Origin of the sequence: Citrifermentans bemidjiense Bem, assembly GCF_000020725.1 — a bacterium.
Classification (GTDB): Bacteria; Desulfobacterota; Desulfuromonadia; order Geobacterales; family Geobacteraceae; genus Geomonas; species Geomonas bemidjiensis.
In genome coordinates this window covers 1040933-1056949 of the sequence record NC_011146.1, presented here as the reverse complement: position 1 = coordinate 1056949, position 16017 = coordinate 1040933, and the positions used below count along the sequence as shown (strand labels likewise).

The window sequence follows — 16017 nt, the reverse complement described above, 5'->3', positions numbered from 1 at the left end:
CCGGGACACCCATGTTGCTGAAAAAAATACGAAGCTGGCTCTTGCCGGCTCTGGCCACCATACTCACCGTGATAGTTCTCGCCGCGGCGCTCCTGCCTAGGCTCCTGGACCTCGATACTTATAAGCAGGAGATCCTGGCGCAGGTGAAGAGCTCCCTGAAACGGGACCTGCAGTACCAGACGGGAGAGTTCTCCCTCCGCCTCACCCCCGCCTTCACCTTCACCGGCGTCACCGTGAAGGAAAAGGACGGATCCAGCGACTTCATCACCGCGGACCGGCTCACGGTACGCATCGCGATCCTCCCGCTTTTGCGCAAGAAACTCGTCGTGTCGCGGCTGCAACTGGAGCGCCCGGCGATGAGAATCGTGCGCGACCGCCAGGGGACCTTCAACATCGCCGACCTCCTCACCCCCTCTGCCGGCGGGGAAGCCCCCGGGATCAGGGGGCTGGAACTGAAGAAGGGGCATATCCGCTTCACCGATTTCGCCTTCTCGGAAAAGCCCGTAGTCACCGAACTCTCCAATGCCGATCTCTTCCTTAGCCGCCTGGTGCGTGGCAAGAGCTGCGATTTCAAGCTCGCCGCGGCGCTTGGTTCGCCAAAAGGCCCGGTCCCGGTTTCCCTCTCCGGTTCCGCGAAGATCCCGGAGGCCGGGACGCCCTTCTCCGGCATGGAGGTGAACGGCAAGGTCGCTACCGGCCCGCTGGACGCCGGGCACTTCTGGCCTTACTACAGCAAATGGGTCCCCTTCAAAAGCCTCGCCGGCGAACTGGCGCTCGACGCCTCCTTCAAGGGACGGCTGAACGCCTTCAAGAGCAAGGCGGAGTTCCGGATCACCCGGCTCAACCTCGACTACCCGCAGGTGTTCCACGCAAGGCTCACCCCGAGGCTTTTGAAGGGATCCTGCGCGCTCACCCTCACCGCCAACCAGCTCGACATCGAACACGTCAAGGTCGACCTGGACGGGTTCAAGGTAAACGGCGGGGTGCGCCTTTCCGACATCCACTCTGGGGACCTGCGCATCACCGCCAACGCGTCCAGCAACAGCTTCAACCTGCGCGACTTCCACCAGTACATCCCCTACGGCATCATCGTCGACGACACCTCGCACTTCATCGAGCAGAAGATCAAGGGGGGAGTTTACCGGCTGGAGCAGGGGCACCTGGACGGCAGGGTGAGCCAGATCCTGCACATGGAGCGGGGACAGAACTACAACGTGCTCGCGATAAAGGCTCATGTGCAGGAAGGTGTGGTGGATTACGGCTCCGGCATCCCCGTATTCAGCGGGATCCGCGGCGAGTTGCAGCTAGCCGGCAAGGACTTCCTTTTAAAGGGGATGAGCGGGAATTTCGGGAGCTCGCCGCTTCTTCTGGAAGGGCGCATCACAGACTACCCCCTGACGGTCCCCTGCCAGTACCTCTTCAACGCCAAGGTCCAGCCCAAAAAGGCCGAGGCCGTATGGCTTTTGGGAAAAGGGCTCACCTCCTTCTCCGACGGCTCCACCTTGAATCTCAAAGGAGAAGGTACCACCGCCCTCTATAAGCTCTCCGGAGACGCGAACCTCACCGCTACCACCTACGCCTTCCGCGACATAGTGGCCAAGCCCGTGTCGCGCCCGAACGCCCTCTCCTTCGCCATGAACTTCGACAAGGAGCAGTTCCGGATCACCGCGCTCAACTACCAGCTCGCTCCGGCAGCCCTCTCGGCGACCGCAGTCAGCCGCTACGACGGTCCGGTCAGCTTCGACATCAGGAGCAACCGCTTCCAGTCCGGGGAGGTCGGCTACATGGTGCCGATGGCGCGCGACTACCGCCCGGCGGGCCTGGTGCAGCTGCAGTTGCACGCGGCCGGTCCGGACATGGAGCGGCTTTTCTGGAGCGGCAACGCGGCCCTCTCCAACGTCTCGGTGAAGGCGGGCGACAAGGTGCGGCCGGTCTCCGGGGTTAACGGGAACGTCCGGATCAACGGCGAGAGTTTCGAGAGTACGCAACTCTCGCTCAGGGTCGGCGGGTCGAGCATCAGCGGCAAAGGGACCGTGACGGGGCTGGACCATCCGAGCTTCCTCATCTCCTTCAGCTCGCCCTCTCTGTATCTGTCCGACCTGGGGCTTGTCCCCGCGAAGAACCCGGTGCGGGTGGAGCGCGTGCAGGGGACCCTAGCCTACCAAAACGACAACCTCCAGATCGCCGCCCTATCCGGGACCCTCGGCAAGAGCCCTCTTTCGCTGAAAGGGAGCGTGAAGGAACTCAAGAACCCGGTAGCGGACCTGTCGGTTAGCTCGCCGCACCTCGAAGTCGAGGACCTGTTCCCGCTCTTTGGCGGCTCGGGCGAGGGTGAGAGCCGGGTCACGCTCAAGGCGCACTTAACCGCCAGCGAAGGGAAATTCAGCGACCTCCCCTTCCAGCACCTGCGCTGCAGCGTGCTTCTGGAAAACAAGGTGCTGCACCTGCAGCCCTTCGACTTCGCCGCTTTCGAGGGGGAGGTCTCCGGGAGGCTCAAGAGCGACTTCAACCAACTGCCGGTGCGCCACACGCTTAGCTACAACGTGCAGAAGGTTTCTGCGGACCCGCTGATGCGGAGCATGGGGGTGAAAAAACAGGAGATTACCGGGGCAATGACGCTCTCGGGTGAGCTCGCCGGGAGGGGCGACACCTCCGCCGAATGGAAGAGGAGCGCGCAGGGGAACCTGAAGCTCAAGGTGGAGCGCGGCAGCATCAGGAAGTTTTCGACCCTCTCCAAGGTCTTCTCCATCCTGAACGTCTCGCAGCTCTTCAAGTTCCATTTGCCCGACATGGTGTCGGGGGGAATGCCCTTCAACAAGATAACCGGCGACTTCACCTTTAAAGATGGCATCGCCTCTACGGATAACCTCTTCCTGGACAGCAACGCCATGAACATCTCGGCGGTGGGAAGACTGAACCTGGTCAAAAACGAACTGGACCTGAACATCGGGGTGCAACCGCTGCAGACCGTGGACAAGGTGGTGAGCAAGATACCGATCGTGGGGTGGGTGCTGACCGGCAAGGACAAGTCGCTGATCACCACCTACTTCGAGGCCAAAGGGCGCATCGACGACCCGCAGGTTACCGCGGTTCCGGTAAAGTCGCTCGCCAAGGGGGTATTCAACATTTTCAAGAGGGTTTTCGAACTCCCGGCCCGGCTCTTCACGGACACCGGAGAGGTGGTGATAGGAAGATAGCCTGCTCAAGCCCCTCAACCGTCTACACCTTTTTTAGTTGTAATGACGGCTAAGGTTGTGCTATTTTGCCTCGTCGTTGTGAAGCTTAATATAATCCAACACGGAGGAAGACTGTGAAGAAGACTTTGGTACTGTTGGCAATCGTTGCTGTGGCAGCAGTCGGCTGCAAGAAGAAAGAAGAGGCACCCCAGACCACCGCTCCCGCGGCAGCACCCGCAGGCCAGATGCCCGCAGCAGCACCTGGCGGCGATCCCCACGCAGGCCTTAAGCCCCAGGAAATAAAGCCGGGCGCAGGGCACAAAGGGAAGGTCCTCGAGACCATGGACTCCGGCGGGTACACCTACGTGCAGATCGAAGAAAATGGCCAGAAACTGTGGGTTGCCGCAATGCAGACCCCGGTGAAAGTCGGCGACACCGTTGAGTTCCCGGACTCCCCGCCGATGATCAACTTCCAGAGCAAGACTCTGAAGCGCACCTTCGACAAAATCATCTTCGCGCCGGGCCTCGCCGTCAACAAGTAGGCTTCCCTGCAGCAGTGATAAAAAAAGGCGCCCTCCTAGATGGAAGGCGCCTTTTTTATTTCCCGCGCTTGCCCTTTTGCTCCCTGCCAGCGCCGGCTGCGGCCGCGCCTTCCAGCGCGACGGGATCGGCGGGGTCGAGCTTGAGCGCTTCGGCGAAGTGACGGGCAGTCCCGGGCCGATCACCCTGCGCCAGGGCCAGCTCTCCCAATGCCAGCAACGCGGGGAGGTGCCGCGGCACCAGCTGCAGGGCCTTTTGGTAGGAGCGGGAAGCCCCCTTCATATCCCCCATCCGCGCCTGCAATCCACCGAGTTGGAGCAACCCCCAGGGGTTGTCGGGCTCGGCCTTCACCATGCCGCGATATAACCTGAGCGCCCCGTCCCAGTCCCCTTGCTGCTCCAGGGATTCCGCACAAAGCATCTCGGTCACGAAGCAGTACCCCAAAAGGGCTCGCTGCGCCGCATACGAAGCCTGTGTGAACACGGCTTTGCGTCCCGCCTTCTCCAGCGCCTTCAGCATCGCCTGGCGCGACCGCTCCACGAACGGGTCGCGGCGCACCAGGAACCCTTCGCCACGCTCCTCCTCGAAGAGGTCGGACGGCACCCCCTCTTCCCGCACCGCGCGGGCCAAAAGCTCGGTACCCGGGTAGTACACCAGCGGCGAGACCTGCCCGTCGTGCGGGCGGATGCTCTCGATAAGCCGCACCGTCTGCCGCAGGTCCTCCTCCCCTTCCCCCGGAATCCCCGTGATGAGGTATACCGACAGGTTGATGCCCGCGCGCCGCACCGCCGCGGCTGCACGCTCCACTTCAGGGGGAAGGATCCTCTTGCCGAGTGCTTTCAGCATCTGCGGCGATCCCGACTCCACGCCGAACTGGATGCATTCGCAGCCCGCTTGCTTCATGGCGATGAGCATCTCCTCGTCCACTGCGTTCACCCGGGACTGGCAGTTCCACATGACGTGGAGCCGCTCCTGCCGGAGCAGGCGGCAGATCTCCAGCACCCGCCCCCGGTTGGCCGTGAAGGTATCGTCGCGGAAGGAGAAGTAGATCAGCCCGTAGCGCTCCTTCAAGGAGCGGATCTCTTGCACCACCGACTCGGGTGACCGAAAGCGGACGCCGCGCCCCCAAAAGAGCGGTGAGGAGCAGAAGAGGCAACTGGCGGGGCAGCCGCGGGAGGTGATGACGAACTCCAGCTGACGCCGGAAATCGACCCCTATGCTGTCCCCTTCGGCCGCTCCCGGCAGAGGCAGGAGGTCCAGGTCGGTAATGGGCGCTCGCGGCGCGCTGAGGCTTGCTTTTCCTGCGGCGCGGAAAGCGAGCCCGGCGACCTTGTCCCAGGGTGTGCCGAGAGCCTTCGCCTCAACCAGTTCGCAAACAGTCGCCTCACCCTCGCCGAGAACCACCAGGTCGACTTCGGGGTGCCCCTCCAGGAGCTCGCGCCAGCAATGGGTCGCGTGCGGCCCCCCGAGCGCCACCAGGCAGCCCGGGTCGAGCTCCTTGGCAAGAGCGGCCAGGCGCAGCGACTCCACCCGGTTGTGGGTGAACTGCGACACCCCCAGGACCTCGGGGCGCAGCCGCTTGAAAAGCGCGCGGACCTCGCCCCAAGTGAAGCCGGAAAGGTTGGCCAGGGTGACCTGATGCCCGGCTTTGAGCAGCACGGCATGCAGGGAGAGAAGCCCTGCCGGCAACAGGGAGGTGAAAGGGTCTTCAGCGCCTTCGGGATGGCATTTGTACGCAAGGAGGATCTTCAAGCTGCACCCATAAAAAAATCCGGCCCTGAGGGCCGGATTCGGAAGTTCTGTGGTTCTGTTTAGCCTAGTTGCTGCTCGTCAACCCGAGCGAGTCGTTTTCCAGCATCTCCTCCGGGCTCTCCTCCTCGACCCCCAGGATCAGGTCGTCCAGTTGGAACACTTCCGGATTCACCTTGGCGATCCTTTTGGCCCCCAGAAAGCGGGAACGGTAGTAGGAGGTGTTGAGCGAGGAGATGACCACCCTGCGGTCGCGGGAGGAGGCATGGATCATCTTGTTGTTGCCCAGATAGATCCCTACGTGGGACGGATAGGAGGCGTAGGTGGCGAAGAAGATCAGGTCCCCCTTCTGCAGGTCGCCCGGCGCCACTGCATTCCCCACCTCGAACTGCTCGCGAGCGGTGCGCGGCAGGGAGACCTCGAGGTCGCGGAACACGTGCTGCACGAAACTGGAACAGTCGATGCCGGAGCGGGAACTCCCGCCGAAGCGGTAGCGGGTCCCGAGGAAGCCGTAGGCGGATTTCTTCAGTTCCTTGAGGTTGTCCACCTTGAGCTCGGCGTTCTTGGCCAGATCCACCTGCTGCTCAGGCTCGAGCGCGGTCAACTCCTGAAGGCTCTGCTCGTAATCTTTCTCGTTGAAAAGGTCGCCATGGCGCAGCTGCAGCTTTTTGACCACCTTGACCTTCGGCTCGTCGGCGGGAGCGCTCTCCTTGAGAACCAGCACCTTCCCGGCCTTGACCCGGCTGCTGCTGAGTCCGTTCAGGCGCTTCAGCTCCGCCACGGACACGCCGGTCTTCTTCGAGATGCGGGAGAGGCTTTCGCTTTTCTTCACCTTGTAAGTCGCGTCGCTCGACGCCGTCTCGTTTCTTCCCTCGGAAACGGAGCGGGCGGGGATAACCAGGACGACGCGCGGCTTCACGCTGTTGCCGACCAGGTTGTTCGCAGCCTTCAGTTCTTCAACGGTGACATGATACTTTTTGGCGAGGGAATATAGGGTTTCGTGCTTTTTAACGCGATGGGTCTTGGCAGCGAAGGCGAGCGAAGGGACGGAGAGCATGAGAAGGCATAAGGCTATTAGCTTGACGCATTTTATCATGAATCCTCCTTCATTGTTTTAGAAAATACCGCAAGGCCTTAAATTTGTATAACAAAAGTTGCGCCCTGTCAACCTAATGATCGTATTGCTAGGAAATATTTTTTAAAGTAACAATGAATACAGCTATTTAACGACGTCGTTTTTCCTCCCTCAAGGGCTTGCGCTCGGCCGTAACACGGATCAGGGAGCGGTCCATGTTGACCACCACGACCCCCGGCGGAAGCTTGATCAGCTCCTTGCTGATCTGTATGTTGTTGTTCCCTTCCTTGACCTTGGAAAGGTCGAGATCCACCACGATGTCGAGCTGTTTCGGGGAGACGAGGTTCGAAAACGACTTGAGCTGCAGATCGACCTGGTCCGGATAGCTGCGAGTCAAGGTGAGCGAGTCGGGGAGGTTGTGGAAGGTGACCGGCGCGGTTATGGTCAGGATCTCCCCCTGGCGGAAGGTGATCAGCAGCCAGCAGACAACCACCATGCAGAGGATGGCCACCTTGGGCCAGAGGTTGGCGAAGAGCCGGGACTTGAGCCCCACCCTTTGTTCCTCGGGAGATAGGGGCTGCAGCAGCGAGGTGAGTTTTCCGTGGAGCTGCGCGGCGGAGGCCATCGGCTGCAGTTCGCCCGCAAGGGAAAGGGAGACCTCCCCCCGCTCCTCGGAAACCACCACGATCACGGCGTCTGAGCGCTCCGACAGCCCGAGTGCGGCCCGGTGCCTGGTTCCCAGGTGCTGCGGCACGTCCGCGCTTACCGACAGCGGCAGGTGGCAAGAGGCGAGCGAAACCCTGTTGTCCTTGATCAGTACCGCGCCGTCATGCAGCGGCGAGGAGGGGATGAAGATGCTGGTCATCAGCGAGCCGCTCACCAGGGAGTCCAAGGGGACGCCGTGCAGGATGTGGTCGTCCAGCAGTTCCTCGCGCTGGAAAACGACCAGCGCCCCGATGCGCTGCGAGGCCAGGGAGAAGACGGTGGCCGAGAACTCCAGGAGGTCGATGCGCAAGGCGCTCTCCTCGCGGTCGAAGAAGTTGCGCAACAGGCTCAGCCGGTAAAGGGCCTGACGGATCTCCGCCTGGAACACCACGATCAAGAGCACCAGCAGCACGGTTCCCAGCTCCTGCAGGATCCAGCTGGTCATGAACAACCCGAGGTTCTTGGTGATGAAGTAGATCACCCCCAAAAACAGCAGCCCCAATACGACCTGGAGCGCCTTCGAGTTCTTGAACCAGCTGTAAAGCTGGTAGACCAGGAAGGTCATGATGAGGATGTCTGCGATGTCCTGGGGCCGGAAATGCGGGAGCAACGGTTTCCTCCTTGAGGAGATGACGCCGGGGAGTGAGCTGCCCTGCCGGGGCAGGCGGCGTGCCGGCTCTGTCCGGAAACCGCATTTGCAGAGAATCCGTGGAAGAGGGAGGCCGCTTTTTACTGGCAAGAGGGGGCGCTTTATGTTAAAAATCAAAGCTCGCTAACCCTGTCCGCTAGGGGAAGGGGCTAAAATTTATAGCATTTCACGCACCAAAAAGGTAGGAAAATATGTACGCATTGTCGGAAAAGGGTGAACGTATACGCGCCATGTTCGGGAGCATCGCCCCGCGTTACGATCTTTTGAACAGACTTCTTTCCCTGGGTATCGACCGCCGCTGGCGCCGCTTCGCCGTAAAGAAGATCGGGCTTAACGGGTCCGGGCGCGTGCTCGACGTCGCCACCGGCACCGGGGACGTGGCGCTGGAGATCGCTTCGCAGACCCCCGCCTCGGTCAGCATCGTCGGCATCGACTTCACCCCCGAGATGATCGAACTGGGGCGCGTGAAGGTAAAGGATTCGCGCCATTGCGGCCGCATTACGCTGCAGGTGGCGCCTTGCGAAGAGATCCCCTTCGACGACGGGAGCTTCGACGCAGCCACCATCTCCTTCGGGATCAGGAACGTGGTGGACCGGATCAAGGGACTCGCCGAGATGCACCGGGTGCTGAAAAACGACGGCAAGATCGTCATCCTGGAGTTCTCCACCCCCACCCTCCCCGTGTTCAAGGATCTGTACCACTTCTACTTCCTGAAGGTGCTCCCGAAGATCGGCGGCGCCTTCTCCAGGTTCAGCGCCTACCAATACCTGCCGGATTCCGTCCTGGAGTTCCCCTCCAGGGAGGTGTTCAAAGGGATGATGACTCAGGTGGGATTCAAGGACGTGCGGCACTTCGACCTGACCGGCGGCATCGCCACCGTCTACGTCGGCACGAAGTAGATAATAGATAAGGTAGATAATCGTTCCATGGGTTGAGGCCGGGAGCTGCATGCTCCCACTCAACCCTTTTTTTACAGCCGTTTTTGAAACAGCACCCGCGCCACCGGGATCTCCTGAGCGCCGTCCTCTTCCAGAAGCAGCACCTTCCCCTCGAACTCCTCGAAGATGTTCCCCAACTCCCCAGGTTGCAGCAGGTAATCCCTCCGGTGCTCCCCTTGCAGGCCCGGCGCGTCCAGTATGGTCTCCATCAGCACCACCCCGCCCGGCGAGAGTGCCTCGATCAAAGCCGGGATCAGGTCGCGCATCAGGAAGTTGAAGTTAAGGATCAGGTCGTAGCTTTCCTGCGGTCGCCAATGATCCAGGTCGGCCTCGATGAACTCCACCGGGACGCCCAGCTCCGCCGCCCTCCTCTTCCCCCGTTCAAGCCCCACCGGCGAAATGTCCACGCCGCTCACCTCGAAGCCTTGCTGCGCCAGATAGATGCTGTTGCGCCCTTCGCCGCAAGCGAGGTCCAGCGCCCTCCTCCCCCGGACCAGGGAGAGTACCCGCGCAAATGAATCGGCGAGAAACCTCGACGGACCTAGGGAAAAGAAGCGTTCGACGTCGCGGTAACGCTGGTCCCATTTGATGCGATCTCCGTCCATACCCCACCCCCTCCACGTTGTTCAAGGACATAGGCGTACAATCCGGCCGCGCAATTGTCAAGACTTTCTCCTCCCCCGGCGGGGGTCGAGGGATGAGGGTAGCCTCTCCTTAGATGTGCGACGTTATCTGTCACCACCTCATGGTTTGATATAGAAAAACGAGGAGGTGCACCATGATCTACCTTACCAACGACGCGCTGGACCAGGCTGTGTATTTCGAGATGAGAGGGAAAGAGGCATTCCGGAGCCGCAACGGCCTGGACCAGGTCTACTACGGGCTCCTCGGCAACGGTGTCCACGAGGTGGACGTCACCCTGAAAAAAAGACGAGGGTGCGTCGAGGTCGCCTTCGGCAGGAGCGACCTGTTCAGCTTCGTTGAGGAAGACGAACTGCGCCAGATGCTCGGCCGCATGGTCCGGGAGAAGACGGTGCACTGATCAACAACTAAATATGAGCTGAGTCAGGCGGCGGCAGTTAGGCACTCCCGCGGACACCGGCGTCTCTCTTGACTTCACCACAGGGGGCTGTAGCATTGGCAAATGCTAATTATTGCCGACGGCCGGGGCTTCACATGGAAATCCCGCTGCCGAGAACGGCACTAAGCCTCAGGCGCAAGTGGCCTATTTTGCTGCACTTTCACGATGCAGCGATATGGGCTCAGTCACGTGGTCGTCAAGGAGAATCTAATGATAAGATCTGTGTGCTATGCGGGCGCGGCCTGCGCCTTATTGGGGGCGGCCGGCATCTGCCATGCGGCAGGGTTCAAGGTGAGCGAGCAGGGGGCCAAGGCGATGGCGATGGGAAACGCGTTCGCGGCGCAGGCGGACGACCCGAGCGCGCTGTACTTCAACCCGGCAGGGATCTCGTTTCTGCGCGGCGCGCAGGCGAACTTGGGCTCGCTGGTGATACTGGTGCCCCAGACCGAGTTTCACGGCACCACGCCACTAAGCGGCACACCTCCACTGGACACAGGAACTACCCACGTGACGGAGAAGTCCAGAAGGGACATCGTCGTGGCGCCGACCCTCTACGCCACCTACAGCATGGATCGCTTACCGCTTTCCTTCGGCCTGGGCATCAACGCCATGTACCCTCTGGCCAAGAGCTGGGACGACTCCAGCGTCTTCAGGAATCAGGTGCAGACTGCCTCAATCAAACCGATCAACTTTCAGCCAACGGTTGCGTACCGCTTCGACGACCTGAAGCTGGCCGTCGCCGGCGCTCTCGACGTCACCTACGCTGTAGTGTCGCTGCAGAAGATGACCTATGCCCCGGCGATTGATCCCACCGCGCCGGCTCCTCCGTTCGGCGCCTACGAGCTCGGCTCGCTGGGGCTGGACGGGACAGCGACCGGCGTCGGGTACAACTTCGGGATCCTTTGGAAACCGCGGCCGCAGTACAGCTTCGGCGTCGCCTACCGGAGCCGGATCACCCTCGACGTGAACGGCGACGCCAACTTCCTCGCCACCACCCCTACGGGGCTTGGTGCCATAGGCTTCACGGCGGCCGCCCCCTTCCCCTACACCAGGGCCCGCGCCACCAGCGCCGCCTCGACCCGGATCGTCCTCCCCGACACCCTGGACTTGGGCGTTGCCTGGCACCCCACGGAAAAACTCACCCTCGAGTTTGACGCCACCCGGACCGGCTGGAGCAGCTTCGACCAGTTGCTGATCGAGTTCGACTCGCCCGAATTTGCCGCCTTCAACAACCGCCCGGACCCGAGAGACTGGCGCGACGTCTGGGGTTACAAGTTCGGCGGGCAATACTCCCTGAACGACGTCCTCGACCTGCGCGCCGGCTACTCCTTCGACAACACCCCCGTTCCCGACGCCACCCTCGATCCGCTGCTCCCCGACGCCGACCGCCACAGCTTTGCCGTCGGTGCCGGCATTCATCACAGCATGGGCACCTTCGACCTGACCTACATGTGGGTGCACTTCGTGGACCGCACGGTCAACAACCAGGACATGGCTGCGCTGCGCGGGTCCAACGGCACCTTCAAAAGCGACGCCTACCTGCTGGCGGCGAACCTTAACTTCAAGTTCTGACGCCAGACGAGGAGGTCATATGACAAGGCAGACGCAACGTGTGCTTTGCTGCATCATCCTGCTCCTGGCGCTCGCCGGGTGCGGTTACGACGGCGCGGTCTCCCAGGAGGCGAGCCCCAACACCGCCCTCTTCGACCCCGCCAGCGGCACTATCCCGCTCCCCAACGTCCTCGCCACCGCGAACGCCAAGGACCCCCTCACCCAGTACACGGACCCCGTTACCGGCAACGTCGGGCTACGCCCCCCCAACACGCCCATGAGCCCGCTGGAGGCGCTGGCCTACGTCAACATCTACGAGGTCGGCGGCAGCGGCGCCGTCGCCGGCGTCAACGCCCCGATCTACATCCGGTTCGCCAGCCCCCTGGTCCCAGCCAGCGTCACCGGCGACAACATCAAGGTGTTCCGGATCCAAGCCGACACCCCCGCACCCGATGCGACGGAGAACCAGCCGCTGCGCTTCGCCGATGTCACCGGCAACTTCAGCTTCAGCTACACCCCCGGCAGCAGCGACGTCTCTTTATTCCCGAGGTTTCCACTGCTTCCGGCCACCCGCTACCTCTACCTGGTTTCCGACCGGGTGCGGGACGCCTCGACCGGCGGCGCGGTGAGCAGTTCGGTCTACTTCGCAGCCCTCAAGTCCCCGCTCCCGCTGGCAGGGCCGTTCCAGCCGCTGGAGGCAATCCGCGCCAACCGCACCGACCAGGCCGGCAACGTCGTCTTCTCCGGATACCGGAAGGTCCTCGACGATCTCACCGCCGCCCCGGCTCAAACCAGCGTGTCGAGCCGGGACCAGGTCGCGCTGATCGGGCGCTTCAATACCACCGCCGCGCAGTTCATAGCCACGGACCCGGCGGCGCCGGTGGCAAGTATCGTCCCGGTGGAGAGCGCCTTGCGCGCCTTCGCCGCGGGGAGCGGGGTGCCCGGGGGGCTTCCCGGCAAGAACTGGATCGGCGCCGGCCTCAACTCGGTCACCGTAACCACCCCAGCCGGCCTTACCCCGCAGGGTTACTGGTCAGCTGTGCTTGCGGGGACAGGTCTCAGCGCCTCCCCACCGGCGAGCGTCGGCGCCGTCGCGACCGGCAGCTTCACCAGCGCCGATATCTCGGTGAGCCCTACGGTCGCGCGCGGGAGTACTACCATGAATCTCAACCTCCCCTTCGGGCGCTACAGCGCGGCCAGCGCCGTGCTGCAGCCGTTCAGAGATCCGGCGACGCACAGGCTCACCGGCTTCTACCACTCCGAGCGCCAGATCCCCTTCGTGTACCTCGCACCGGCCGGCGCTCCCCCTGCAGGGGGATGGCCGCTCGCCATCTACCAGCCCAGCATCAACCGCCCCAAGGAGGACGTCATCGCCCTGGCCGGGAGTCTCACTGGGGCGGGTTTCGCTGTGGTCGCCATCGACCTCCCGCTGCATGGCGCACTCGCCCTCCCGGGGCACACGACCGGCACCGCATGGGGGGAGGACTTCATAGCGCTCGGCGCGCCGCTTGCCACCCGCACCAACATACAGCAGGCGGCCTTGAACCTGCACCGGTTAGAACTGGTGGCGGCCCCCCCCTCCTTCGACCCGGCGCTCGCCTCGCAGGGGTTCGCGGCGCTCGGGGCCAACGCCCCCAACCCGCTCGTGAAACCTAAGTTCGTCGGCATGAGCCTGGGCGCCATCGTCGGCGCCTACTTCCTCGCCGGGAACACCACCTTGTCGGCAGCGCCGGGTACCCCTCCCTACACGCAGGCAACGCTCGACGCCGACATGAAAGGGCTCCTGAACGTCCCCGGCGGCCGCGTCGCCTACCTCTTGAGGGACAGCCCCGACTTCGGCCCGGGAATCGTCGCCGGGCTCGCGGCTCACGGCATCGAGCCGGGGACGCCGCTCTACCACCAGTTCTTCCAGCTCACCCAGTCGGTTGTCGACCCGGCCGACCCGGCCACCATGACCACGCCGCTTCCCAACCTAGCGAACGGGACTCCGCTGCCGTCGCGCCTCTCCGGAAGGGTCCTGATGCAGGAGGCGACCAGCACGAGCTTCGACGCCTCAGGCCGCCCTACTAACGGCGACATAGTCATCCCCAACTCCAGCACGCGCTATCTCGGCAACGCGCTTGGGGGGCGCGAGGTGCTGGGAACCCCGGAGGCGCGGGCGACGGCACCGGGCTTCGACCAGTTGAGCTACCTCTCCGGGCGGGTCCCCGCCCCCTTCATGATGACCCTCGCCGGCGGCCTGCCGGTCCCCAAGGTGGCGCCCGCCGCCGGGAGCGCGACGGCGACCGCCCCCCGCGAAGGGTACTTCCAGTTCGACCAGCCGGACGCCAAGCACGGCTCCTTCATCGACCTCGCCGGCTCGCCGGAAACGCTCAGGCTCATGCAGAGGCAGATGGTGTATTTCGTCCTGAACGGGATTGCCGTCGACCCGACCGTGGTCTCGCCTGCCCTCCCCAAGGTCCCGGTCGGGACCGGAGGGAGGATAGAGTACCGCATCACCCCGCCCCGTACCATGAAGGTGTTCGGCTCTCCCAAGTAGACGGAGAGCTCCGCCTCCCGCCGCAGTTCATGAAAGCCCCCCTCCGCCCGGCAGGGGGGCTTTTCTGCTCCAGGGGCGCGCTTGGCTTCAATTCCCTCTCGACAAAGTGAGCCTTTTGCAATATATTCCGGGATACTGTATACAAATTTTTCCTGCCTTCAGTCCCGGCAGGAGCCGATAGAGTAGATTGTCACCATCATCCCAGCAAAAGGAGAAGAGAATCGATGGCAACTCCAGAGTTCAAGTACCAGGAAGCCTTCCCGCTCGGACCGGACAGCACCAAGTACCGCCTGATCCCGGATTCCAAGCAGTACGTGTCGGTGTCCAACTTCGAGGGGCAGGAGATCCTCAAGGTGGCGCCCGAGGCGCTTACCATCGCGGCCAACGCCGCCATGAAGGACCTCTCCTTCATGCTGCGCCCGGAGCACAATGAGCAGGTAGCCAAGATCCTCGCCGACCCGGAAGCCTCCCAAAACGACAAGGGTGTCGCCCTCGCCTTCCTGAGAAACGCAGAGGTCGCAGCGCAGCTCGAACTCCCCATCTGCCAGGACACCGGCACCGCCATCGTCATGGGCAAGAAAGGGCAGCAGGTCTGGACCGGCGCCAACGACGAGGAGTACCTCTCCAAGGGGGTCTACAAGACCTACACCGAGGAGAACCTGCGCTACTCCCAGACCGTGGCTCTGGACATGTACAAGGAGATCAACACCGGCACCAACCTCCCGGCCCAGATCGACGTCTACGCGACCAAAGGGGCCGAGTACAAGTTCCTTTTCATGGCCAAGGGGGGCGGCTCCGCCAACAAGACCTATCTCTACCAGGAGACCAAGGCGCTCCTTAACCCGGACAGCCTGATCAAGTTTCTGGTCGCCAAGATGAAGACCCTCGGGACCGCGGCCTGCCCGCCGTACCACTTGGCCTTCGCCATCGGCGGCACCTCCGCCGAGGCGTGCCTGAAGACCGTGAAGCTCGCCAGCGCCAAATACCTGGACGCCCTCCCCACCTCCGGCAACGACGGTGGCCAGGCGTTCCGCGACGTCGAGCTCGAGCAGCAGCTCCTCAAGGCGGCCCAGGAATCCGGCATCGGCGCGCAGTTCGGCGGCAAGTACTTCGCCCACGACGTGCGCATCGTCCGCCTGCCCCGCCACGGCGCCTCCTGCCCGGTCGGCATGGGGGTCTCCTGCTCCGCTGACCGCAACATCAAGGCGAAGATCAACAAGGAAGGGATCTGGGTCGAGCAGATGGACGACAACCCGGGCCGCCTGATCCCCGAGCGTTTCCGCGGCAAGCACGAGCACGGCGTCAGGATCAACCTGAACCAGCCGCTCAAGGACGTCCTTGCCGAGTTGACCAAGCACCCGGTCTCCACGCCGCTGCTCCTCTCCGGAACCATCGTGGTCGGCCGCGACATCGCCCACGCCAAGTTCAAGGAGATACTCGACTCCGGCAAGCCGCTTCCCGAGTACCTGAAGAACCACCCGATCTACTACGCGGGCCCGGCGAAGACCCCGAAAGGGAAGCCCTCCGGCTCCTTCGGCCCCACCACCGCCGGTCGCATGGACTCCTACGTCGACCTCCTGCAGGCAAACGGCGGCTCCATGATCATGATCGCCAAGGGCAACCGCTCCCAGCAGGTCACCGACGCCTGTAAGAAGCACGGCGGCTTCTACCTGGGCTCCATCGGCGGCCCGGCTGCCATCCTGGCCGAGGAGAACATCAAGAAGGTCGAGTGCATCGACTTCCCCGAGCTCGGCATGGAGGCGGTTTGGAAGATAGAGGTTGAGGACTTCCCGGCGTTCATCCTGGTGGACGACAAGGGGAACGACTTCTTCAAGCAGCTGGGCATCTAGGCGCCTTCGCGCCTAGGGCTACGGCCCCCAAGCTGTAACAGCGAAACGGAAAAGCCCCCGTTGCCGTCAAGGCAGCGGGGGCTTTTCCGTTGGAGGAGTAGCTGAGGAGGAGCCGTATAAACAGGACCGGTGGCCGTGCAGTCTATCCAGCCCCTAGCCCCTAG

Annotated in this window: 11 protein-coding genes; 7 read left to right on the top strand and 4 right to left on the bottom strand. The window is 62.9% G+C overall.

All coding sequences use genetic code 11. The annotated features are described in order from the left end of the window. Positions 1-11: 11 nt before the first annotated feature. On the top strand, positions 12-3197 hold the full coding sequence (locus GBEM_RS04470) for a DUF3971 domain-containing protein (RefSeq protein WP_012529332.1): 3186 nt from the start codon (positions 12-14) through the stop codon (positions 3195-3197). Positions 3198-3310: 113 nt separating this feature from the next. Next, positions 3311-3718: a hypothetical protein gene (locus tag GBEM_RS04465; RefSeq protein WP_012529331.1), complete on the top strand. Its 408-nt coding sequence runs from the start codon at positions 3311-3313 to the stop codon at positions 3716-3718. A gap of 55 nt (positions 3719-3773) precedes the next feature. Here the strand turns inward: GBEM_RS04465 and GBEM_RS04460 are convergent, their stop codons facing one another. The 3 genes from GBEM_RS04460 to cdaA all read right to left on the bottom strand — a co-directional run bounded on the left by GBEM_RS04460 (position 3774) and on the right by cdaA (position 7855). After that, positions 3774-5468: a B12-binding domain-containing radical SAM protein gene (locus tag GBEM_RS04460; RefSeq protein ID WP_012529330.1), complete on the bottom strand. Its 1695-nt coding sequence runs from the start codon at positions 5466-5468 to the stop codon at positions 3774-3776. 64 nt (positions 5469-5532) lie between these two features. Then, positions 5533-6561 carry a C40 family peptidase gene (locus GBEM_RS04455; RefSeq protein WP_012529329.1) on the bottom strand — a complete coding sequence of 343 codons (1029 nt, stop codon included), beginning with the start codon at positions 6559-6561 and terminating at the stop codon, positions 5533-5535. A 127-nt stretch (positions 6562-6688) separates the two neighbouring features. Further along, on the bottom strand, positions 6689-7855 hold the full coding sequence (gene cdaA, locus GBEM_RS04450) for a diadenylate cyclase CdaA (RefSeq protein WP_012529328.1): 1167 nt from the start codon (positions 7853-7855) through the stop codon (positions 6689-6691). 230 nt (positions 7856-8085) lie between these two features. Here cdaA and ubiE point away from each other — a divergent pair, with 230 nt between their 5' ends. Continuing rightward, positions 8086-8793, top strand: coding sequence for a bifunctional demethylmenaquinone methyltransferase/2-methoxy-6-polyprenyl-1,4-benzoquinol methylase UbiE (gene ubiE / locus GBEM_RS04445; RefSeq protein WP_012529327.1), 708 nt, complete (start codon positions 8086-8088; stop codon positions 8791-8793). Between the two features lie 71 nt (positions 8794-8864). Here the strand turns inward: ubiE and GBEM_RS04440 are convergent, their stop codons facing one another. Further along, complete coding sequence (locus tag GBEM_RS04440; protein WP_012529326.1) at positions 8865-9437, bottom strand: class I SAM-dependent methyltransferase; 573 nt, start codon at positions 9435-9437, stop codon at positions 8865-8867. A gap of 173 nt (positions 9438-9610) precedes the next feature. On the opposite strand from GBEM_RS04440, the gene GBEM_RS04435 reads away from it, so the two are divergent. The 4 genes from GBEM_RS04435 (at position 9611) to GBEM_RS04420 (ending at position 15853) form a co-directional block, all read left to right on the top strand. Further along, positions 9611-9874 (top strand): hypothetical protein, encoded by a 264-nt coding sequence (locus GBEM_RS04435; protein WP_012529325.1) that lies wholly within the window; start codon positions 9611-9613, stop codon positions 9872-9874. 249 nt (positions 9875-10123) lie between these two features. Beyond that, positions 10124-11485, top strand: a complete 1362-nt coding sequence (locus GBEM_RS04430) for an OmpP1/FadL family transporter (protein ID WP_012529324.1) — start codon at positions 10124-10126, stop codon at positions 11483-11485. 19 nt (positions 11486-11504) lie between these two features. Then, complete coding sequence (locus GBEM_RS04425; protein ID WP_012529323.1) at positions 11505-14003, top strand: lipoprotein; 2499 nt, start codon at positions 11505-11507, stop codon at positions 14001-14003. A 224-nt stretch (positions 14004-14227) separates the two neighbouring features. Beyond that, positions 14228-15853 carry a fumarate hydratase gene (locus GBEM_RS04420; protein ID WP_012529322.1) on the top strand — a complete coding sequence of 542 codons (1626 nt, stop codon included), beginning with the start codon at positions 14228-14230 and terminating at the stop codon, positions 15851-15853. Positions 15854-16017 lie beyond the last annotated feature (164 nt).

Coding starts and splice junctions, on each gene's coding strand:
- GBEM_RS04430 (WP_012529324.1), top strand. CDS start 10,124: ATGATAAGATCTGTGTGCTATGCGGGCGCGGCCTGCGCCTTATTGGGG.
- GBEM_RS04470 (WP_012529332.1), top strand. CDS start 12: ATGTTGCTGAAAAAAATACGAAGCTGGCTCTTGCCGGCTCTGGCCACC.
- GBEM_RS04455 (WP_012529329.1), bottom strand. CDS start 6,561: ATGATAAAATGCGTCAAGCTAATAGCCTTATGCCTTCTCATGCTCTCC.
- GBEM_RS04440 (WP_012529326.1), bottom strand. CDS start 9,437: ATGGACGGAGATCGCATCAAATGGGACCAGCGTTACCGCGACGTCGAA.
- ubiE (WP_012529327.1), top strand. CDS start 8,086: ATGTACGCATTGTCGGAAAAGGGTGAACGTATACGCGCCATGTTCGGG.
- GBEM_RS04420 (WP_012529322.1), top strand. CDS start 14,228: ATGGCAACTCCAGAGTTCAAGTACCAGGAAGCCTTCCCGCTCGGACCG.
- GBEM_RS04435 (WP_012529325.1), top strand. CDS start 9,611: ATGATCTACCTTACCAACGACGCGCTGGACCAGGCTGTGTATTTCGAG.
- GBEM_RS04425 (WP_012529323.1), top strand. CDS start 11,505: ATGACAAGGCAGACGCAACGTGTGCTTTGCTGCATCATCCTGCTCCTG.